The organism is Kitasatospora sp. NPDC088351, from assembly GCF_040685575.1.
In the GTDB taxonomy this organism is placed as follows: Bacteria; Actinomycetota; Actinomycetes; order Streptomycetales; family Streptomycetaceae; genus Kitasatospora.
On the sequence record NZ_JBFBIL010000003.1, the window covers coordinates 136856 to 157709 of the forward strand.

At 71.8% G+C, this 20854-nt stretch carries 16 protein-coding genes and 1 tRNA gene; 15 read left to right on the forward strand and 2 right to left on the reverse strand.

From position 1 onward, the window contains the following. Positions 1 to 11: 11 nt before the first annotated feature. Positions 12 to 1436: a hypothetical protein gene (locus AB0P06_RS03555; RefSeq protein WP_363604769.1), complete on the reverse strand. Its 1425-nt coding sequence runs from the start codon at positions 1434 to 1436 to the stop codon at positions 12 to 14. A gap of 205 nt (positions 1437 to 1641) precedes the next feature. Here AB0P06_RS03555 and AB0P06_RS03560 point away from each other — a divergent pair, with 205 nt between their 5' ends. The 7 genes from AB0P06_RS03560 to AB0P06_RS03590 all read left to right on the forward strand — a co-directional run bounded on the left by AB0P06_RS03560 (position 1642) and on the right by AB0P06_RS03590 (position 9022). Then, a complete protein-coding gene (locus AB0P06_RS03560) occupies positions 1642 to 2076 on the forward strand; it encodes an ATP-binding protein (RefSeq protein ID WP_363604771.1) in 435 nt (144 codons plus the stop codon). Further along, positions 2076 to 2330 carry a hypothetical protein gene (locus AB0P06_RS03565; RefSeq protein ID WP_363604772.1) on the forward strand — a complete coding sequence of 85 codons (255 nt, stop codon included), beginning with the start codon at positions 2076 to 2078 and terminating at the stop codon, positions 2328 to 2330. Before AB0P06_RS03560 ends, AB0P06_RS03565 begins: the two co-directional genes overlap by 1 nt. Before the next feature lie 210 nt (positions 2331 to 2540). Next, on the forward strand, positions 2541 to 3230 hold the full coding sequence (locus tag AB0P06_RS03570) for a rhomboid-like protein (protein WP_363604774.1): 690 nt from the start codon (positions 2541 to 2543) through the stop codon (positions 3228 to 3230). 65 nt (positions 3231 to 3295) lie between these two features. Next, positions 3296 to 5002, forward strand: coding sequence for a DUF885 domain-containing protein (locus tag AB0P06_RS03575; protein WP_363604775.1), 1707 nt, complete (start codon positions 3296 to 3298; stop codon positions 5000 to 5002). A gap of 242 nt (positions 5003 to 5244) precedes the next feature. Then, positions 5245 to 6870, forward strand: a complete 1626-nt coding sequence (locus AB0P06_RS03580) for an MFS transporter (RefSeq protein ID WP_363604776.1) — start codon at positions 5245 to 5247, stop codon at positions 6868 to 6870. 103 nt (positions 6871 to 6973) lie between these two features. Further along, positions 6974 to 7942: a carbohydrate kinase family protein gene (locus tag AB0P06_RS03585; RefSeq protein ID WP_363604777.1), complete on the forward strand. Its 969-nt coding sequence runs from the start codon at positions 6974 to 6976 to the stop codon at positions 7940 to 7942. Between the two features lie 105 nt (positions 7943 to 8047). Next, the gene (locus AB0P06_RS03590) at positions 8048 to 9022 is read left to right on the forward strand and encodes a serine protease (RefSeq protein WP_363604779.1); all 975 of its coding nucleotides are present in this window, start codon (positions 8048 to 8050) and stop codon (positions 9020 to 9022) included. 151 nt (positions 9023 to 9173) lie between these two features. On the opposite strand, the gene AB0P06_RS03595 is transcribed toward AB0P06_RS03590, so the two are convergent. Beyond that, positions 9174 to 9245, reverse strand: a tRNA-Arg gene (locus tag AB0P06_RS03595). Positions 9246 to 9419: 174 nt separating this feature from the next. On the opposite strand from AB0P06_RS03595, the gene AB0P06_RS03600 reads away from it, so the two are divergent. The 8 genes from AB0P06_RS03600 to AB0P06_RS03635 all read left to right on the forward strand — a co-directional run bounded on the left by AB0P06_RS03600 (position 9420) and on the right by AB0P06_RS03635 (position 20827). Next, positions 9420 to 9848: a response regulator gene (locus tag AB0P06_RS03600; protein WP_363604780.1), complete on the forward strand. Its 429-nt coding sequence runs from the start codon at positions 9420 to 9422 to the stop codon at positions 9846 to 9848. An 84-nt stretch (positions 9849 to 9932) separates the two neighbouring features. Next, complete coding sequence (gene argS / locus AB0P06_RS03605; RefSeq protein WP_363604781.1) at positions 9933 to 11594, forward strand: arginine--tRNA ligase; 1662 nt, start codon at positions 9933 to 9935, stop codon at positions 11592 to 11594. 87 nt (positions 11595 to 11681) lie between these two features. Beyond that, entirely contained in the window at positions 11682 to 13073 is a 1392-nt protein-coding gene (lysA, locus tag AB0P06_RS03610) for a diaminopimelate decarboxylase (RefSeq protein WP_363604782.1), read from the forward strand. Between the two features lie 138 nt (positions 13074 to 13211). Continuing rightward, positions 13212 to 14504 carry a homoserine dehydrogenase gene (locus tag AB0P06_RS03615; RefSeq protein ID WP_363604783.1) on the forward strand — a complete coding sequence of 431 codons (1293 nt, stop codon included), beginning with the start codon at positions 13212 to 13214 and terminating at the stop codon, positions 14502 to 14504. A gap of 8 nt (positions 14505 to 14512) precedes the next feature. Next, a complete protein-coding gene (gene thrC, locus AB0P06_RS03620) occupies positions 14513 to 15601 on the forward strand; it encodes a threonine synthase (protein WP_363604784.1) in 1089 nt (362 codons plus the stop codon). 346 nt (positions 15602 to 15947) lie between these two features. Continuing rightward, positions 15948 to 16886 (forward strand): homoserine kinase, encoded by a 939-nt coding sequence (gene thrB / locus AB0P06_RS03625; RefSeq protein WP_363604785.1) that lies wholly within the window; start codon positions 15948 to 15950, stop codon positions 16884 to 16886. A 566-nt stretch (positions 16887 to 17452) separates the two neighbouring features. Continuing rightward, positions 17453 to 19558, forward strand: coding sequence for a transcription termination factor Rho (rho, locus tag AB0P06_RS03630; RefSeq protein ID WP_363604787.1), 2106 nt, complete (start codon positions 17453 to 17455; stop codon positions 19556 to 19558). Between the two features lie 126 nt (positions 19559 to 19684). Further along, positions 19685 to 20827 (forward strand): LCP family protein, encoded by a 1143-nt coding sequence (locus AB0P06_RS03635; protein WP_363604788.1) that lies wholly within the window; start codon positions 19685 to 19687, stop codon positions 20825 to 20827. The last annotated feature ends 27 nt before the right edge of the window (positions 20828 to 20854 follow it).

Consider the following 20854-nt stretch of genomic DNA (forward strand, 5'->3'; position numbering starts at 1 on the left):
TTCCCCTTCGGTCAGTTCGCCAGCAGCTCGCGGATGCTATCGCGAGCGTCTCGGACAGCAGCGTTGTTCGAGCGCCCCACGGTGTACTGATAGAGGGCACCCAGCCGCGTCCGGACACGGGTGGACTGCGTTCGTGAGGCTGCCCTGACCGCCAATTCTGTTTCTTCAACGGCGTTGGTGAGGTCACCTGCCAGGAATCGTGTTTCGGCGAGCCCAATCCGGTCGAGTGCATGTGAGCGGCCGGCCTCGGCCCCGCGTTCTGTTAGCGCGGTCCGGATGTAGTCGGCTGCCGGGTCGGCATGGGTGTGCGGGTTGAGCCGTGCGAGATCCAGCAGCCGCCCCCCGATCACCCCGTAAATCTCAGCACGGTCGAAGTGGGCGATCCAGTGTGCTTCCTCGCTGGCCAGCCCGGCAGCGTCGAGCTCTTCCTGTGCTTGGTCAGTTGCTCGCCAGAAAGCGGGGACTCGGCCCATTGCTGCATACGCCCATGCTTCGCGTGTGCGCAGCATCGCGCGAACACGTGGCCCGTTGGTGCTCCGGCTCCCTTCCTGGGCGAGCCGGACAAGTTCGAGCGCGTCGTTCGGGCGGTCGCCGTAGAGCATTTGCCGGGCCATTCCAGCGAGTACGTTTGCCCCGAACGGCCAATCCCCGCCTGCGTGGGCCGCACGAAGAGCTAGACCGTAGTAGTCCTGCGCCCGCCGTTGCTGGCCAGAGTCCCATGCCATGGTCGCGGCAGTACCAGCGAGCTGCGCCATGATGCAGTAGAGCCGTTTTTCAATCTCCGGTGTTTGACGGTCTTCGAGGGCCGATGCCGTCTCGTTCAGTTGTCCCATCACGGCTTTGCAGCGCAGACCACCGCCGAACTGGTGGTCCCATTGCCGGAAAGCGATGGCTGCGTGTTCGAGTTGGGTGACCTCGTGCTTACCAAGTTTCCCTGGCCGGCGGTGGTTCTCCACTCGGGCTGGTTGAGCGAGCCAACCTTCCAAGGGGTCCAAGAGTGTCGTGCCGGTAACGGCGGCGGCAGCGATGACCTTGGCTGCGGTGCGTCTGTCCATAGCGAGATCGGTTCTGGTGAGATGGGTCGCGAGATCGGCAGTTACTGTCGGCTGCCACGGGAAGTCGCAGGAAGTTTGTGCGGTGGGCGGAGTCTCCGGGGCTGCGGTGAAAGATTCCTCCCAGGGGCGTGCGGCCAATCCCAGTAGATGGCCGGGAATGGCCAGGCCGTCGGAAATTCGCACAATTACTTCATATGAAGTGACCTTCTGGTTGCCAGACATGATCAAGGGGATCTTGCCTGGGGTGAGCTGACAGGCGGCGCCGATCCTGTTTTGGGAGAGGCCGCCGTACTTCTTGATCAGTGTGAAGGCGCTGGCGAAGTCGTGTTCTGCGAGTGCCAGGCGGAGGTCTTCGCGCGCAAGGATCTCAACAGAAATCAAAGGCTGAGGTGTGGAGTGGGGGCCTGTCATCGTGGCGCAGCCTCCAGTGGGGAGCATAGCCGGTGCTGGATCAGCATATCTACGTTGAGGTCGGCGTATTACCGCCTCGGTAACACTCGGCGGCCTTATCGCCGATCGGGCCGTACGAGAATCTGGATTCCTCTCGGGGAGGCCCGGGAGATCCGATCAGAGGCGAGGGCGATTTATGGTGATCAGTCCGCTCAACACTGCGAGATTCCCGGTGCCGCGTGAGTGGGGGGTCGAGCCGTGTGTCGATGCGGTGCCGGGGGCTCGGCGGCTGGTGGTGGAGATCGCGCGGGCCTGGCAGGTGCCGTTCTCGGACGGGGCGTTGCGGGACGTGGAGTTGTGCGCCGGGGAAGTGATCGCCAACGCCGTGGAGCACACGGGGGTCCGGTGCCGGGTGCTGGTCCGGTGGACCGGGGAGCGGTTGCGGGTGGAGGTGGCCGATGTGAGTCGGCTGCCACCGGACCCGTCGGGGACGCACGATCCGATCACGGGCGGCCGGGGGCTGCTGCTGGTCGAGGCGCTGGCGCAGGCCTGGGGGTGGCTCCCGACCGCGCGCGGCAAGCTCGTGTGGTTCGAGTGCGCGGCGGACAGGCCGGCCGGGGAGGCGGTCTGATGGAATCGCGACTTGACCGCGCCACGGCCGACCGCCGACGCGAGGCCGCTGACGCGCTCGACGACCTCCTCGCCGTCCTCACCCTCGCCGATACACGGCTGCCCACCGTTGAAGTCGACTGGCGCCACGGCAGGTTGACCGGCACCTACCTCATTCGCATGGGCTCCGCCTCGCCCGATGTGATCAACCGGGTCGTCGAACTCCTGCGGAAGGGGCTGCGTCATGAGCGGGAAGCCGAAGCCCGGCAGGGCTGAACCGATGACGACCATGCTTGTCGTCGCGTTCGCCGCCGCGGCATGAGTCCGGCTCAGGCCGCTCGTGTCCGCTGTGCCCTGGCGGACGCGGGCCGGGGGCTGGCGCTGCTCGTGCACGGGCAACACGCGAGCCGAGGGTGCCGGGCGGTGGTGGGGGAGGCGCCCACTATGGGGGAAATGCCCGAACCGTCGACGAGGAAGCCCGGCCGGATGCCAGAGACGCCCACGCGTGCGAGCCTCGTCCGCCGGGTGCCGCGGGCGGTCGGGGGGTGGATCGGATCGGCGCCGGGGACGTACCTCTGGCTGCTGGTGCTGGCGGCCACCAGCTTCGTCGTGGCGCGGATGAACCCGGCCAGGCTGCACTGGTTCCTGGCGGCCCGGTCCACCAATCTGGACCAGTTGCGCTCGCACCCGGTGCACGCGCTGATCGCCAGCGCGATCTGGACGGAGCAGGCGAGCTTCCTCTCCTACTTCGTCCTCTTCAGCCTCTTCCACGCCAACGCCGAACGCTGGCTGGGCACCTGGCGCTGGTTCACGGTCGCCGCGACCGCGCACGTCGGGGCCACCTTCGTCAGCGAGGGGATAGTCGCCTGGGGCATCACCAGCGGCCGGCTGCACGACAGTCTCGCCCGCACCGTGGACGTCGGCGTCTCGTACGCGCTGGCCGGGGTGGCCGCGGTGCTCACCTACCGGTTCGCCGGCCGCCTGCGGTGGCTGTACGGGGGCGGGGTGGTGGTCTTCTACCTGGTGCCGCTGATCACGTCGCACACCTTCACGGATCTCGGACACTTCTGCGCGGTGCTGATCGGCCTCTGTTTCCGGCCCTTCGCGCGCGGACGGCCCACCTGGGATCCGGGCCTGCTCCGGCAGTGGTGGCGGGCCCGGCGGTCCGGAGCCTGAACCGGGCCGGTCGAGGCGGCGCGTAAGGGACTTGCAATCGGCCCGGGCCGCGAAATGATGTCCGAATGGTTGAAGAACTGATCAGCTCCGACGGCACCACCCCACGCCGTATCGCCGATGCCTACGTCCAGGCCCTTGCCGTGCTCGACCCGCTGACGGCGGTGTACCTGGGCCTCCACCCCGATGACGACCGGCTGCCCGACCTCTCCCCGGCCGGTGACGAGGCGGTCGCCGAACTGGGCCGCCACACCCTTGCCCGGCTCGCCGAGGCCGAGCAGGCCGGCGCCGCCGAGGACGAGGCCGAGCGCCGCTGCGCCCGGCTGCTGCGCGAGCGGCTCACCGCCGAACTGGCCGTCCACGACGCGGGCGAGAACTTCCGTGCGGTCCGCAACATGGGCTCGCCGGTGCACAACGTGCGCGAGGTCTTCACCCTGATGGCCACCGACACGGAGCAGCAGTGGGAGGTGCTCGGCCGCCGGCTGGCCCGGGTGCCCGTCGCGCTGGCGCAGTACCGCGAGACCCTGACCGAGGGCATCGAGCGCGGCCTGCTCTCCGGCCCCCGCCAGGTCACCACCGTGGTGGGGCAGATCGGCGAGTGGCTGGAGGGGGAGCAGCCCGGCGGCTGGTTCGGCGAGCTCGTCCAGGACGCCCCGGAGGGCCTGCGCGCGGGCCTGTCCGAGCACGCGGTGGCCGCGGCCGGGGCGCTGGCCGAACTGCGCGACTGGCTGCGCGACGTCTACGGCCCGGCCGCCGCCGACGCCCCCGACACCACCGGCCGTGAGCGCTACGGCCGCTTCGTCCGCTACTGGACCGGCGCCGACCTGGACCTGGACGAGGCGTACGGCTGGGCCTGGCAGGAGTTCCACGACCTGCTGGCGCAGATGCGGGTGGAGGCCGAGAAGGTGCGGCCCGGCGCCACCCCGATGGAGGCGATGAAGTGGCTGGAGAGCGACGGCCCGGCCATCCAGGGCGCCGAGCCCGCCCGTGAGTACCTCCAGGGCCTGATGGACCAGGCGATCGCCGACCTCCAGGGCACCCACTTCGACCTGGCCGAGCCGATCACCCGGGTCGAGTCGATGATCGCCCCGTCCGGCAGCGCCGCCGCGCCGTACTACACCGCGCCCTCGCTGGACTTCACCCGCCCCGGGCGGACCTGGCTGCCGACCATCGGCCGGGAGGCGTTCCCGGTCTGGGACCTGGTCTCGACCTGGTACCACGAGGGCGTTCCCGGCCACCACCTCCAGCTGGCGCAGTGGAACTACGTCGCGGACCGGCTCTCCACCTACCAGGTCAGCATCGGCGGGGTGAGCGCCAACCTGGAGGGCTGGGCGCTCTACGCCGAGCGCCTGATGGACGAGCTGGGCTACCTCACCGACCCCGGCCACCGGCTCGGCTACCTCAACGCCCAGATGATGCGGGCGCTGCGGGTGATCGTGGACATCGGCATGCACGTCGGCCTGGACTTCCCCGCGGACTCCCCGTACCGGCCGGGCGAGCCCGTCCTGCCGGACGCCGCCCGGGAGTTCTTCGGCCTGTACTGCGGGCTGTCCACGGACTTCCTGGACAGTGAGCTGGTCCGCTACCTGGGCATGCCGGGCCAGGCGATCGGCTACAAGCTGGGCGAGCGCGCCTGGCTGCGCGGCCGGGCGGCGGCGCAGGCGGCGCACGAGGCGCGGGGCGAGGTGTTCGACCTCAAGGCCTGGCACATGGCCGCGCTGTCGCAGGGCTCGCTGGGCCTGGACGACCTGGTCGCGGAGCTGACCGCGCTGTAGGCACCGGTTCCGGCCGGAGGCGCCCGGGCCCCGGCGGTCACACCTGATGACCGCGGGGCCCGTGGGCCGGAGGGCGGCCTCGTCCTCCGGCCCGGGGCTCTGGTCCCTCCGACCCCGGTGACCTGGTTCTTTTGTCCCATTCCTATGGATTTGGCGGGATTTTTCCTTGCCATTCCCTGCCATGGGCGTTTGGCTGGAAGACGACTGCGCGACCTCTCCGTACCCGTCCGGAAGGCTCTCCAGTGTCTTCGCACCCTGCCACCGGTCGTGAGGCGGCGGACAGCCGCCGATGGTGGGCCCTGACGGTCATCGCCATCGCCCAGCTCATGATCGTCCTCGACGCCACCATCGTGAACATCGCTCTGCCGTCGGCCCAGCGGGACCTCGGCATCTCCGATGCCAACCGGCAGTGGGTGATCACCGCCTACACGCTCGCCTTCGGGGGCCTGCTGCTCCTCGGCGGCCGGCTCGGCGACCTCTTCGGCCGCAGACGCGTCTTCACCGTCGGCCTGATCGGCTTCGCCCTCGCCTCCGCGTTCGGCGGCTCGGCGTCCGGACCGGCGATGCTGTTCGGGGCCCGCGCCCTGCAGGGCGCCTTCGGCGCGCTGCTGGCCCCGTCGGCACTGGGACTGCTCTCCACCACCTTCACCGATCCCAGGGAACGCGGTACGGCCTTCGGCGTCTTCGGCGCGATCGCCGGCGGCGGCGCCGCGATCGGCCTGATCCTGGGCGGCCTGCTGACCGAGTACCTGGACTGGCGCTGGTGCCTGTTCGTCAACACCCCGATCGCCGCCGCCGCGGCCTTCGCCGCCTCCTACGTCCTCACCGCCGACCACATCGGCAAGGGGCACCGGGTCAGACTGGACCTGCCCGGCGCGGTGCTGGGCTGCGGCGGCCTGCTGGCCGTCGTCTTCGGCATGTCCGAGGCCGTGACCAGGGGCTGGGGCAACGGGCTGGTGCTGAGCGCGCTGGCGCTGGGCGTCGTCCTGCTGGTGGTCTTCGTCCTGGTCGAGAGGCGCACCAGACACGCGCTGCTCCCGCTGCACATCATCGCCGACCGCAACCGCGGCGGCGCCGCCCTCTCGATCGGCCTGACCATGATCGGGATGTACGGGCTGTTCCTCTTCCTCACCTACTACCTGCAGGTGATCAAGCACTTCTCGCCGGTGCTGTCGGGCCTCTCCTTCCTGCCGATGACGGTCTCCATCGTCGCCACTTCGACCGGCTTCTCGGCCCGGATGACGACCAGGGTGCCCACCAGGAACCTGGTCGCCTCGGGCCTGGTGATCGCGGCGGGCGGGATGGCCTGGCTGACCCGGATGACGGTGGACAGCCCGTGGGCCGGCACGGTGCTGCCCGCCGAACTGCTGCTCGGCCTCGGTATGGGCATGGTGTTCATGCCGTCGACGAGCCTGGCCACCCTCGGCGTCGCCCGGAACGAGGCCGGCGCGGCGTCGGCCACCATCAACTCGGCCCAGCAGGTGGGAGGCTCCTTCGGTACGGCGCTGCTGAACACCGTCGCGGCCAGTGCCACCGCGAGCTACCTCGCCACCCGGATCGCCGCCGACCCGCGGGTCCGGGCGCAGGGCGCGGTGCACGGCTATGTGACCGCCACCTGGGTGGCGACGGGCGTCCTGCTGCTCGCGGCGCTGGCCGCGTTCCTGCTGATCAACCACCGCCCGGCGCCCGGCGAGGCCACGAGGGCGGTCGGTGTCGGTGCGGTCGGTGCCGGTGCCGGTGCCGGTGCCAGCGCCAGCGCCGCGACGCGTGCCGAGGCGGGCGCGCGGGCGCGGGTCACGGCGCGGGAGACGGACGCGAGCGCCAAGGCGGGGGCGGTGACGCCCACCGGGAGACAGCGGGCCTCCTGAAAGTTGCCGCAAGGTCTTGCAGTCGGCCTCCGGGGCCTGCTTGACTCCTGGGCACCGTCTCAGGACCCTCCTGGGCACCGTCCAGGACCAAGGAGGCGCCGCCGTGCCGGACCCCGAGCCGTTCGAGTTCGACCTGCTCGTCGTCGGCGGCGCCGGCGTCGACACCATCGTCCGGGTCGACCGGCTCGAAGTCCCGCCCGGCGAATCGCAGCAGGTCGGGCCCGTCCGCGACTACGTCGCCCACACCGGCAACGGCGTCGCCCTCGGCGCCCACCACCTCGGCCTGCGCACCGCCTTCATCGACTACCTGGGCGACGACCCGCAGGGCCGGCTGGTGCTCGCCGAGTACGCCCGCCAGGGCCTGACCTTCGCCCACCTCGTCTCGCCGCACGGCACCCCCCGCGCGGTCAACCTGGTGGACGCCGCCGGCCGGCGCTTCTCCTTCTTCGACGCCCGCCACCCCGCCGACCTGCGGCTGCCGCGCTCGTTCTACCTGCCGTACGTCGAGCGCAGCCGGCATGTGCACCTCTCCATCACCGGCACCAACCGCGCCATGTACGGGGATCTCCACCGGCTCGGCCGCACCACCTCCACCGACCTGCACGACTGGGACGGCCGCGAGCCGCACCACCGGGACTACGCGGTCAACTCCGACCTGGTCTTCCTCTCCGTGGCCGGCTGCCGGGGCCGGCACGAGGAGGTGATGCGCGGAATCCTCGCCGAGGGCCGGGCCACCGCCGTGATCGCCACCGCCGGTGCCGAGGGCTGCCACCTGCTCACCCGCGACGCCCCGCCGCGCCACCTCCCGGCCGTCGACCCGGGCCGCCCGGTGGTCGACACCAACGGTGCGGGCGACGCCTTCGTCACCGGGTTCCTGCACGCCTGGTTCCAGGGCCGCCCGCCGCTGGACTGCGCCCGGGCGGGCTCGGTGGCCGGGGCCTTCGCCTGCACCACCGCCGGGACGCACACCGCGTTCATCACCCCCGCCGAACTGGCCGCGGCGCCGGCCGGTCCGGTGGGCCAGGGCGGCGGTGCCGGGGGCGCCGGCGGCGCCGGACGTCCGGCGGAGTGACCTATTTCTCATCCGGCTCCCAGCCGCGCATAACACCCTTCCCAGCTCCACCCGCCATAGTCGGACCGTACTCGCGCCGACCCCCGAGGCAGGAGCAGAGCAGGTATGGGCCAGCACCGCCGCCGTAACCCCCGCCGACGCCTTCTGGCCCCCGTCCTGTTCACCGCTCTCGCCGCCCTCACCGCGGCGACGGTGGTGGCGGGCACCCACGGTGTGACCTCCGAGGCGACGGCCGTCGGCAGCCCGCCCCCGGCGGTCACGGCCCCGGCCGTCCCGCCGCCCGCCGCCCCGTCGACCGCCGGGGACCCGCCGTCCCCCACGACGGAGCCCACCCCCACGGCGGAGCCCACCCCCTCGGACGAGGCCTCGGCCGAGGACCCGTCGCTCCTCGCCCGCGCGTCCGCGCCGACCGCCGCGCCGACCACGGTCAGGGCCGGCACCACCGCCGAGGCCCAGGCCACCCCCGAAGCGGCCACCGTGGGCGCCCTGTTCAGCGGCGGGGTCGGGCCCGGCAACCACTTCTGCACCGCCAGCGTGCTGCACAGCCCGACCGGCAACCTGCTGCTCACCGCCGCCCACTGCCTCGGCGGTGCCGACGGCGTCACCTTCGCCCCGGGCTACCACAACGGCACCGCCCCGTACGGCACCTGGCGGGTCACCGCCGTCCACACCGCCGCCGGCTGGTCCCAGAACGGCGACCAGGACGAGGACTTCGCGATCCTGGAGACCGCCCCCAGCAACGGCCGGCGGATCGAGGACGTGGTCGGCGCCAACCAGCTCGGCACCGACGAGCCCTTCGGCTCCGCCGTCCGCCTCTACGGCTACCCCGCCGACTCCGAGGCCCCGATCCTCTGCGCCAACACCACCGGCCGCGAGTCCGCCTACCAGCGCGTCGTCGACTGCCCCGACTACCCGGGCGGCACCAGTGGCGGCCCCTGGATCAGCACCGCCACCGGCCACGTCATCGGCACCATCGGCGGCTACCAGCAGGGCGGGGACACCTCCGACACCTCCTACAGCGCCTACTTCGACCACACCATCGCCGACCTCTACACCGAGGCCGAGGCGGCGGCCTCCTGAGCCGGCCGCCCGGCCCGCCGTCACAGCCCGCCATCCCCGGCGGCCGGCCCGGCGGGCGGGGCACGGGGCCGGTACGGCCCGGAACATGACGAAGGCCCAGATCCGTGGATGAACTCCACTGACCTGGGCCTCTGTTGCACTTCTCGCGAAGTGCCCCCGGCAGGATTCGAACCTGCGCACCCGCCTCCGGAGGGCGGTGCTCTATCCCCTGAGCTACGGGGGCCTGCTTGGTGTCTTCGCGTTCGCTCCGACGTGGAGAACATTACCAGGCCCGGGGCGTGCTCCGTGCACGGGTTTCGCCGACGGGTGATCGGCCGGTCGATCGGGCGGCGGGGAGCGGAAGCGGAAGTGGCGAAAGGCCGGACGGGGCGCGGGGCGCGCCGATACCCTCGGTGAGGTGTCTGGAGAGTCCGGGCGGGTCCTCGTGGTGGACGACAGCGAGGCGATCCGCCAGCTGATCAGGGTCAATCTTGAACTCGAGGGCTTCGAGGTGGTGACCGCCGCCGACGGGGCCGAGTGCCTGGAGGTGGTCCGCCGGGTGAAGCCGGACGTCGTGACGCTCGACGTGGTGATGCCACGGCTGGACGGTCTGCGCACGGCGGCCCGGCTGCGGGCGGCGCCGGGGACGCGCCGGCTGCCCATCGCGATCGTCAGCGCCTGCACGCCGGCCGATCTCGATCTGGGGGAGTCGGTCGGGGTGGACGGCTATCTGGGCAAGCCCTTCGACCCGGCCGATCTGGTGGCGCTGGTGCGGCGGTTGATGGTGCTGGGCGGGACACCGGGCGGATTTCGCCCTGAGCGAACAGATCGGACGGATCGTGGCTGACACCCCCGCCGCCACGGCGGCCGGGTGTCTCAACCGGTAAACCGGGTGGCGGGCGGGCACCCCGTCTCGCCTACGCTTGGCGTCGTGACCCCCGCAGAACTTTCCCAGGCAGTCCAGGCCGCAGTGAGCGCCGCCGTCGAGGCGGGCGAGCTGGCCGTCGCCGTGCCCGAGCACGTGACGGTCGAGCGACCCAAGAACAGGGACCACGGCGACTACGCGACGAACGTGGCCCTCCAGCTCGCGAAGCCGGCCGGCAAGCCGCCGCGAGCCGTGGCCGAGCTGGTCGCCGCCCGTCTGCGAGAGCTGCCCGGGGTCGCCGGGGTCGACATCGCCGGGCCGGGCTTCCTGAACATCACCTTCGACGCCGCCACCCAGGGCGAGCTGGCCCGCACCATCGTCGAGGCGGGCGCGGAGTACGGCCGCAACGAGGCGCTCAAGGGTCTGCGGATCAACCTGGAGTTCGTCTCCGCCAACCCGACCGGCCCGATCCACATCGGCGGCGTCCGCTGGGCCGCCGTCGGCGATTCGCTGGCCCGCGTGCTGAAGGCCTCCGGCGCCGACGTCACCACCGAGTACTACCTCAACGACGCCGGTGTGCAGATCTCCAAGTTCGCCGCCTCGCTCCAGGCCGCCGCCAACGGGCGCGAGGTGCCCGCGGACGGCTACGTCGGCGAGTACATCGGCGACATCGCCAAGGCGATCACCGACGGCGTCCCGGGCGTGCTCGACCTGCCCGGGGACGAGCAGCTCCAGGTCTTCCGCACCGAGGGCCTCAAGCTCATGGTGGCCGAGATCCAGCGCTCGATGGACGAGTTCGGCACCCACTTCGACACCTGGTTCTCGGAGAAGTCGCTGCACGACTCCGGCGCCATCGAGCAGGCCATCGAGCGGCTGCGCGAGCAGGGCCACGTCTTCGAGCGGGACGGCGCGATCTGGCTGCGCACCACCGACTTCGGTGACGACAAGGACCGCGTCCTGATCAAGGCCGACGGCGAGACCACCTACTTCGCCGCCGACGCCGCGTACTACCTCTCCAAGCGGGACCGCGGCTCCGAGGTCTCGGTGTACATGCTGGGCGCGGACCACCACGGCTACGTCAACCGGCTCAAGGCCATCTCGGCCTGCGCGGGCGACGACATGGACCGCAACATCGAGGTCAGGATCGGCCAGTTCGTGAAGATGCTTCGCGACGGCGAAGAGGTCCGCATGTCCAAGCGGGCCGGCAACATCATCACCATCGACGACGTCGTCGACTGGATCGGCGTGGACGCGGCCCGTTACACCCTGGCGCGCTCGTCCACCGACTCCACCATCACGCTCGACATCAACGTGCTGACCAGCCAGACCAACGAGAACCCGGTCTACTACGTCCAGTACGCGCACACCCGGATGTGCGGAGTGGCGCGCAAGGCCGCTCAGCTCGGCGTGGACAAGGGCGCGGCGGAGGACTTCAAACCCGAGCTGCTCTCCACCTCGTGGGAGAACGACATCCTCGGCGCCCTCGGCGAGTTCCCGCGCGTCCTGGCCACGGCCGGCGAGCTGCGCGAGCCGCACCGGGTCGCGCGGTTCCTGGAGGACCTCGCGGGCAAGTACCACCGCCTGTACGAGAACTGCATGTTCCTGCCGAAGGGCGACGAGGAGCTCACGGACACGCACCGGGCCCGCCTCTGGCTGGTCGAGGCCACGCGAACGGTCACGGCCAACGGCCTCACGCTCCTGGGCGTTTCGGCGCCCGAGCGGATGTAGCACCACCCCCAAGCGCGCAGCGGGGGCGGCGGACGGTCGACGGAGACCGTCGCCGCCCCTCGCCATAGGTCAAGGACGAGAAGACAGATGAGCCGCTCCGCACACCCCGCAGGTCCCCGCCACGGCGACGTGCTGCCCGAGGGCCACTACCAGGCGCCGCCGAGCGACCTGAACGCGCTCGACCCGAAGGTCTGGTCGAGGACCGTCACCCGGGACACCGAGGGCGTGGCCACCGTCGGCGGCATCGACGTCAAGCGGCTGGCCGCCGAGTTCGGCACCCCGGCGTACGTGCTGGACGAGGAGGACTTCCGGGCCCGGGCGCGCGCCTGGCGGGAGGCCTTCGGCACCGAGGCGGACGTGTACTACGCCGGCAAGGCGTTCCTCTCCAAGGCCGTCGTGCGCTGGCTGCACGAGGAGGGCCTGAACCTGGACGTCTGCAGCCCGGGCGAGCTGGCGGTGGCGCTGGCCGCCGGGATGCCGGCGGAGCGGATCGCGCTGCACGGCAACAACAAGTCGGTGGCCGAGCTCGAACACGCGGTGAAGACCGGTGTCGGCCACATCGTGGTGGACTCCTACGAGGAGATCGAGCGGCTGGCGGCGATCGCGGCCCGGCACGGCGTCCGGCAGCAGGTGCTGATCCGGATCACGGTCGGTGTCGAGGCGCACACCCACGAGTTCATCGCCACCGCGCACGAGGACCAGAAGTTCGGGCTCTCGCTGACGGGGGGCGCCGCGGCCGAGGCGGTCCGCCGGGTCCTGGCCCACCGGAGCCTCGAACTGCGCGGCATCCACTCGCACATCGGTTCGCAGATCTTCGACACGGCCGGCTTCGAGGTCGCCGCCCGCCGGGTGGTCGGCCTGCTCGCCGAGATCCGCGACGAGCACGGCGTCGAGCTGCCCGAGATCGACCTCGGCGGCGGCCTCGGCATCGCGTACACCAGCGAGGACGACCCGCGCGAACCGGCCGAGATCGCGGCCGCGCTGGCCGAGATCGTCCGCCGCGAGTGCGCCGCCGCCCGGCTGAGCGCCCCCCGGCTGAGCGTGGAGCCGGGCCGGGCGATCGTCGGCCCGACGGCGTTCACGCTGTACGAGGTCGGCACCGTCAAGGCGCTGGAGGGCCTGCGCACCTACGTCAGCGTGGACGGCGGCATGTCCGACAACATCCGTACCGCGCTCTACGACGCCGAGTACTCGGTCGCCCTGGTGTCGCGTTCCAGCGACGCCGAGCCGATGCTGGTCCGCGTGGTGGGCAAGCACTGCGAGTCCGGCGACATCGTCGTCCGGGACGCCTTCCTGCCGGCCGACCTGACCGCGGGCGACCTGATCGCGGTGCCCGCCACCGGCGCGTACTGCCGCTCGATGGCGAGCAACTACAACCACGCCCTGAAGCCTCCCGTGGTGGCCGTCAAGGACGGTTCGGCCCGGGTGATCGTCCGGCGCGAGACGGAGGAGGATCTCCTGCGTCTCGATATCGGATGACGAAATCCTTGTCTCAGATCATGGAACGACCGTAGATCCGTGCGGAAAGTCCCGGAGACTGGAACAGACCGAAGGTCCGGCGGACCCCCGAAACCCCGTCGGAACTACCGAAGCACGATGAATGCAGAGCGGAGTCGGATGATGCGTACGCGGCCGCTGAAGGTGGCGTTGCTGGGCTGTGGTGTGGTGGGCTCCGAGGTGGCGCGCATCATGACGACGGACGCCGCCGACCTCGCCGCGCGCATCGGCGCGCCGGTCGAGCTCGTCGGCATCGCGGTCCGCCGGGCGGGCCGGGCCCGCCCGGGCGTGCCCGAGGACCTGATCACCACCGATGCCGAGGCCCTGGTCAACCGGGGCGACATCGATGTGGTGATCGAGGTGGTGGGCGGTATCGAGCCGTCCAAACACCTCATCCTGTCGGCGTTCGAGCAGGGCGCCTCGGTGGTCAGCGCGAACAAGGCGCTGCTCGCCAAGGACGGCACCGAACTGCACGCCGCGGCCGCCGAGGCCGGGGTGGACCTGTACTACGAGGCCGCGGTGGCCGGCGCGATCCCGCTGCTGCGCCCGCTGCGCGAGTCGCTCGCGGGCGACCGGGTCAACCGGGTACTCGGGATCGTCAACGGCACCACCAACTTCATCCTCGACAAGATGGACAGCACCGGCGCCGGCTACTCGGAGGCGCTGGAGGAGGCCACCGCGCTCGGCTACGCCGAGGCGGACCCGACGGCCGACGTCGAGGGCTTCGACGCCGCCGCCAAGGCCGCGATCCTGGCCGGCATCGCCTTCCACACCAAGGTCACCGCGGCGGACGTCTACCGCGAGGGCCTGACCGAGGTGACCGCCGCCGACATCGCCTCCGCCAAGCGGATGGGCTGCGTGGTCAAGCTGCTGGCGATCTGCGAGCGGGCGGCGGACGGCGAGTCGGTCACCGCCCGGGTCCACCCGGCGATGATCCCGCTCTCGCACCCGCTCGCCTCCGTCCGCGAGGCGTACAACGCGGTGTTCGTCGAGGCCGAGGCGGCCGGCCGGCTGATGTTCTACGGCCCGGGCGCGGGCGGCGCGCCGACCGCCTCCGCGGTCCTCGGCGACCTGGTCGCGGTCTGCCGCAACAAGCTCGCCGGCGCCACCGGCCCGGGCGACTCGGTGTACACCCGGCTGCCGGCCAAGCCGATGGACGAGGTGGTCACCCGGTACCACGTCAGCCTGGACGTGGACGACCGCGCGGGCGTGCTCGCCCAGGTGGCGTCCACCTTCGCCGAGCACGGCGTCTCCATCGACACCGTGCGCCAGCAGGGCCGCGACGGCGACGCCTCGCTCGTCGTGGTCACCCACCGTGCCACCGACGCCGCGCTGTCGGCGACGGTCGACAAGCTCCGCGCGCTGGACAGCGTGCGGGACGTGGCCAGCATCATGCGGGTTGAAGGGGAGTAGGAAGCACCATGAACGCAGCGATCGCCCGAGGCGCGCACACCCACCAGTGGCGCGGCCTGATCGAGGAGTACCGCGACCGTCTGCCGGTCAGCGCCACGACTCCCGTGGTCACCCTGCTGGAGGGCGGCACGCCGCTGGTCCCCGCCCAGGTGCTCTCCGAGCGCACCGGCTGCGACGTCTACCTCAAGGTGGAGGGCGCCAACCCGACCGGCTCCTTCAAGGACCGGGGCATGACGATGGCCATCTCCAAGGCCAAGGAGGACGGCGCCCAGGCGGTCATCTGCGCCTCCACCGGCAACACCTCGGCCTCCGCCGCCGCCTACGCGGTGCGCGCCGGGATGGTGTCGGCGGTGCTGGTGCCGCAGGGCAAGATCGCGCTCGGCAAGATGGGCCAGGCGCTGGTGCACGGCGCCAGGATCCTTCAGGTGGACGGCAACTTCGACGACTGCCTCACCCTTGCGCGTGAACTGTCCGAGAAGTACCCGGTGGCGCTGGTCAACTCGGTGAACCCGGTCCGGATCGAGGGCCAGAAGACGGCCGCGTTCGAGATCGTCGACATGCTCGGCGACGCGCCCGACATCCACGTCCTCCCGGTCGGCAACGCGGGCAACATCACCGCCTACTGGAAGGGCTACCGCGAGTACGCCGCGGACGGCCTGAGCACCCGCAAGCCGCGGATGTGGGGCTTCCAGGCGTCCGGCTCGGCCCCGATCGTGGACGGCGCCCCGGTGCTCAAGCCGCAGACCATCGCCACCGCGATCCGGATCGGCAACCCCGCCTCCTGGGACTTCGCCCTCGCCGCGCGCGACGAGTCGGGCGGCCTCATCGACAAGGTGACCGACCGTCAGATCCTCTCAGCCTACCGGCTGTTGGCCTCTCAGGAGGGCGTTTTCGTGGAGCCCGCCTCGGCCGCCTCGGTGGCCGGCCTGCTGGCCAAGGCGGAGGCCGGCCTGGTCGACCCGGGCCAGCGGATCGTCTGCACGGTGACCGGCAACGGCCTCAAGGACCCGGACTGGGCGGTGGCCGGCGCGCCGCAGCCGCAGATCGTCCCGGTCGACCCGGAGGCGGCCGCCCAGCGGCTCGGCCTGCTGGACTGACCGGCGGACCCACGGGCGCACGGTGGGCCGACCCTTTCGGGGGTCGGCCCACCGCCGTTCCCGGCTGACACTTTTGTGTCAATTTCATGGCGCTTTCCGACGCCATCGCCGCATGTATTCCGGCCAGAAGCGGCAACACACCAGATCGAAGGCCTACGGGGTGTACCACTGTGGAACCTGTCTTCGATACTCTGGGTCCGGCCGTGTGGCACATGCCCCGGGTCCGGCCCCTGTGCGGGCCGCACCAACGACTGTGACCGCCCGCCCCGGCCGGGGCCCGCGGCCCCTCCCCACCCTCGCACCGACGCGCTTCGCGCCGCCCGATTTCCCCAGGAGAGTCCACCGCATGGCCGGTCCTGCGTTCCGTGCCGCCGCCGTCCGGGTCCGGGTCCCCGCGACCAGCGCCAATCTCGGCCCCGGTTTCGACGCCTTCGGACTCGCGCTGGGTCTGTACGACGACGTGGTCGTCCGGGTCTCCGACTCCGGGCTCTCCGTCGACATCGCCGGCGAGGGCGCCGACACCCTGGCCCGCGACGAGCGCCACCTGGTGGTCCGCTCGATGCGGGCCGCCTTCGACCGGCTCGGCGGCCAGCCGCGCGGCCTCGAGGTGGTCTGCGCCAACCGGATACCGCACGGCCGCGGCCTGGGCTCGTCCTCCGCCGCGATCTGCGCCGGCATCGTGGCCGCCCGCGCCGTCACCATCGGCGGCCCGTCCGCCCTGGACGACGACGCGCTGCTGGTCCTCGCCTCCGAACTGGAGGGCCACCCGGACAACGTCGCGGCTTGCCTGCGTGGCAACTTCACGGTGGCCTGGACGGACGAGGAGTCGGCCAGGGCCGTCACCCTGGAGCCGTCCGACCGGGTCGTCCCGGTGGTGTTCGTCCCGGCCACCGAGGTGCTCACCGAGACCGCCCGCGGCCTGCTGCCCAAGACCGTTCCGCTGGCCGACGCCGCCGTCAACGCGGGCCGCGCCGCGCTGCTGGTGGAGGCCCTGACCCGGCGGCCCGAGCTGCTGCTCGCCGCCACCGAGGACCGGCTGCACCAGGACTACCGGGCCTCCGCGATGCCGGACAGCGCCGCCCTGGTGGGCGCGCTGCGCGCGGAGGGGATCCCCGCGGTGATCTCCGGCGCGGGGCCGACCGTCCTCGCGCTCACCGACGAGGCGGGCGCCGACAAGGTGCTGGCGTTCGCCGGTGACCACGGCCACGGTGGCGGCCCGGCGTTCGCCGCCCACCGGCTGGAACTCGACCGGGCCGGGGCCTCGGTGCTCCCGCTCGACGTCTGAGCACGTCGTCCGCTGGGCCCGGTCCGGCACGGCCGGAGCCGGGTCCTCCGGACACGATTGGTAAGCGCAAGGCTGGGGAATGTCTGAGGGGGTCGGTAGTGTTAACCTCATTGCTGCACCAGGTGCCCTCCGGGGCTCGGTGCGCCGCGTCCCGATCCCAGCACTCCGCTCACGCGGAGTCCCGGCGATATCCGGGGCGACGATTCTCCGGGAGCCCACCGCAGCGCGTACGCAGCCTGCCTGCGCACATGCGGCCGCATCCCGAAGCCGTGATGGCACCTGACTCCCACCCGCGGCCTCCCACCTAGAGGCGAGGACGGGCGGAGCACGGGCCGCTGTCACGCGACGGGGGCCCGGGATTCGCAGGCAACAGCGCAGGTCGGCACTCGACCGCGCCACTCAGCACCACCGTGCTTCACGCACCGCACCTCGCAGCTCTCCCCCGACGGGCCAACCGCCATTCGGGGGATCACCGCCTCGGACCGACGCAGTCGAGCGTTGGTCAGGACAGCACAACCGGTCGCCGAGCCAGACAGGCCGACGTCCGCTCCAGGGAAGGACCCTTAGTGAGCGACACCACCGATCTGATGGGCGCGCGCCCGGACGCCGAGGCGCCGGACGCAGCCGCCGCCCCCGCGGCCCCGGCCCGGCGCCGTCGCACCGCCGCCGCGGGCCTGGACGGCCTCGTCCTGGCCGAGCTGCAGAAGCTCGCCTCGACGCTCGGAATCAGCGGCACGGGACGCCTGCGCAAGAGCCAGCTGATCGAGGCCATCAAGGAGAAGAGCGGCGGGGACCCGCTGCTCGCGGCCGGCGGCAGCACCGCCGCCCCGGCCGCCAAGCGCGCCGCCAAGGCCGCTCCGGCCGAGGCCGCCGCGCAGGCCGAGCCGGCCGAGAAGCCCGCCCGTCGCAGCCGCGCCGCGCAGGCCGAGGCCCCGGCCGCCGAGGCGCAGGCCGCCCAGATCGAGATCCCGGTCCAGGCCGCCGCCGAGACCGCCGCGCCGGCCCGTGCCGAGCGCACCCGCCGCCGGGCCACCTCGGCCGCCGGCGCGCCGGTCGCCGAGACCGCCGAGGCGCCCGCCGCAGTCGCCACCGAGGCCAAGCAGGCCGAGGCCCGCCCGGACGCCACCCGCACCTTCGAGGGCCGCGAGGAGGGTCGTACCGAGACCCGCCGCGACCGCCGGGACCGCCGCGACCGCCGCGAGGGCGGCGAGCGCGACGGCCGTCAGGAGGGCGGCGAGGCCCAGGCCGGCCAGGACGCCGACTCGCGTGAGTCGCGTCGGGACCGCCGCAACCGCCGGGACCGCACCGACCGCCAGCCCGCGCAGCAGGGCCAGCAGCAGAGCGCCCAGAGCGACGGCCAGCAGAGCCGTCAGGGCGGCCAGCAGGTCCAGCCGCAGGTGCAGCAGGGCGGTTACGACGACGACGAGTTCGGCGACGGTCGCCGGGGCCGTCGTGGCCGCTACCGTGACCGCCGGGGCCGCGGCACCCGCCGCGAGGGCTTCGAGGCCGGCGTGGTCGAGCCGCAGGTCGGCGAGGACGACGTGCTGATCCCGGTCGCGGGCATCCTCGACATCCTCGACAACTACGCGTTCGTGCGCACCTCCGGCTACCTGCCGGGCCAGAACGACGTCTACGTGTCGCTCGCCCAGGTCCGCAAGAACGGCTTGCGCAAGGGTGACGCCATCACCGGTGCGGTGCGCCAGCCGCGTGACGGCGAGCGCCGCGAGAAGTTCAACGCCATGGTGCGGCTGGACTCCGTCAACGGCATGGACCCGGAGAGCGGTCGCGGCCGCCCCGAGTTCAACAAGCTGACCCCGCTGTACCCGCAGGACCGGCTGCGCCTGGAGACCGACCCGGGCGTGCTGACCACCCGGATCATCGACCTGGTGTCGCCGATCGGCAAGGGCCAGCGCGGTCTGATCGTCGCGCCGCCGAAGACCGGTAAGACGATGGTGCTGCAGGCGGTCGCCAACGCGATCACCCACAACAACCCCGAGTGCCACCTGATGGTCGTCCTGGTCGACGAGCGTCCGGAAGAGGTCACCGACATGCAGCGGTCGGTGAAGGGCGAGGTCATCTCCTCGACCTTCGACCGCCCGGCGGAGGACCACACCACCGTCGCCGAGCTGGCCATCGAGCGCGCCAAGCGCCTGGTGGAGCTGGGCCACGACGTGGTGATCCTGCTGGACTCCATCACCCGCCTCGGCCGTGCCTACAACCTGGCGGCGCCGGCCTCCGGCCGCATCCTGTCCGGTGGTGTCGACTCGACCGCGCTCTACCCGCCGAAGAAGTTCTTCGGCGCCGCGCGCAACATCGAGAACGGCGGCTCGCTGACCATCCTGGCCACCGCGCTGGTCGAGACCGGCTCGCGCATGGACGAGGTGATCTTCGAGGAGTTCAAGGGCACCGGCAACATGGAGCTCAAGCTCGACCGGAAGCTCTCGGACAAGCGCATCTTCCCGGCCGTCGACGTCGACGCCTCCAGCACCCGCAAGGAGGAGATCCTGCTGGGCAGCGAGGAGTTGGCCATCGTCTGGAAGCTCCGCCGGGTGCTGCACGCGCTGGACTCGCAGCAGGCGATCGAGCTGCTGCTGGACAAGATGAAGCAGACCAAGAGCAACGCCGAGTTCCTGATGCAGATCGCCAAGACGACCCCCGGGTCCGGCGACTGACCGCACTCGGGTCACTCGTGGACACGGAACCCCGGACCGCGCGAGCGGTCCGGGGTTCCGTGTTTGTTCCAGGGTTGGGACACATTGAGCCTTTTGGATCATGTTGTCCGATTTACTCTGGACCGTATGGCCGAGCACAAGAGGGTTCCGAGTCGCCGCCGCAAAGTCCTGCGGTCGGTCGCGTGTGCGTTCGCCGCGCTCGTCGTGCTCGGCGTCGGGGCCGCCGGCTACGCCTACGTGAAGTTCAACGGCAACCTCAAGAGCGTCGACATCGACGCCCGGCTGGGCACCGCACGACCCCCGGCCGCGACCGACGGCTCGTTCAACCTCCTGGTACTGGGCTCGGATTCACGGGCCGGCGCGAACGGCGGCCTGGCCGGCGGGGACACCGGCGACACGGCCCGCTCGGACACCGCGATGGTGGTCCACATCAGCCAGGACCACTCGCGCGCCGAGGTCGTCTCGATACCGCGTGACACCCTGGTCACCCGCCCCGACTGCACCGACTCCACCGGCAGGCCCGCCCCGGGCGCCAAGCGCGCGATGTTCAACAGCGCGTACGAGACCGGCGGGGCCGCCTGCGCGGTCAGGACCACCGAACAGCTCACCGGGCTGCGGATGGACCACTACGTCGAGGTCGACTTCGTCGGCTTCGCCCACGTCGTGGACGCGATAGGCGGGGCCACCGTGACGACCACGGTGGCCATCCACGACAAGGACAGCGGGTTGGACCTCCCGGCGGGGGAGCACCACCTCAACGGCGAGCAGGCGCTGGCCTTCGTCCGTACCCGGCACGGCGTCGGTGACGGCAGCGACCTCGGCCGGATCGAACTCCAGAAGCAGATGGTGCGCTCGCTGCTCCAGCAGGCCGGCGGGATCGGGCTGTTCGGCAACCCGGTCAAGCTCTGGTCGGTCGGCGACACCCTCACCCGCAGCATCACCACCGACTCGGCACTGGCCTCGGTGAACTCCCTGGTGGGGCTGGCCCAGGAACTCAAGGGCATCGGCCCCGACCAGCTCAGCATGGTCACCCTGCCGGTGGTGACCGCCCCCGGCGACCTCAACCGGGTGGTCGAGCAGCAGCCCCAGGCCGATCAGCTCTGGGCCGCCCTGAAGGCCGACCAGCCGCTCCCGCAGGCCATCGTGGCGGACCAGCCGCAGAACCCGGCCCAGGCCGCCCCCACGGCCCCCGCGAAGGCCCCCACGGCCCCTGCGAAGGCTCCGAAGGCCCCGGCGGGCGGCGGAGCGGGCGCCACCGCGAGCCGCTAGGACGCGCCCGGAATATCCCCGGACCGG

Coding starts and splice junctions, on each gene's coding strand:
- thrB (WP_363604785.1), top strand. CDS start 15,948: ATGGCCGGTCCTGCGTTCCGTGCCGCCGCCGTCCGGGTCCGGGTCCCC.
- AB0P06_RS03575 (WP_363604775.1), top strand. CDS start 3,296: ATGGTTGAAGAACTGATCAGCTCCGACGGCACCACCCCACGCCGTATC.
- AB0P06_RS03560 (WP_363604771.1), top strand. CDS start 1,642: ATGGTGATCAGTCCGCTCAACACTGCGAGATTCCCGGTGCCGCGTGAG.
- AB0P06_RS03590 (WP_363604779.1), top strand. CDS start 8,048: ATGGGCCAGCACCGCCGCCGTAACCCCCGCCGACGCCTTCTGGCCCCC.
- AB0P06_RS03615 (WP_363604783.1), top strand. CDS start 13,212: ATGATGCGTACGCGGCCGCTGAAGGTGGCGTTGCTGGGCTGTGGTGTG.
- thrC (WP_363604784.1), top strand. CDS start 14,513: ATGAACGCAGCGATCGCCCGAGGCGCGCACACCCACCAGTGGCGCGGC.
- AB0P06_RS03570 (WP_363604774.1), top strand. CDS start 2,541: ATGCCAGAGACGCCCACGCGTGCGAGCCTCGTCCGCCGGGTGCCGCGG.
- lysA (WP_363604782.1), top strand. CDS start 11,682: ATGAGCCGCTCCGCACACCCCGCAGGTCCCCGCCACGGCGACGTGCTG.
- AB0P06_RS03565 (WP_363604772.1), top strand. CDS start 2,076: ATGGAATCGCGACTTGACCGCGCCACGGCCGACCGCCGACGCGAGGCC.
- AB0P06_RS03635 (WP_363604788.1), top strand. CDS start 19,685: ATGGCCGAGCACAAGAGGGTTCCGAGTCGCCGCCGCAAAGTCCTGCGG.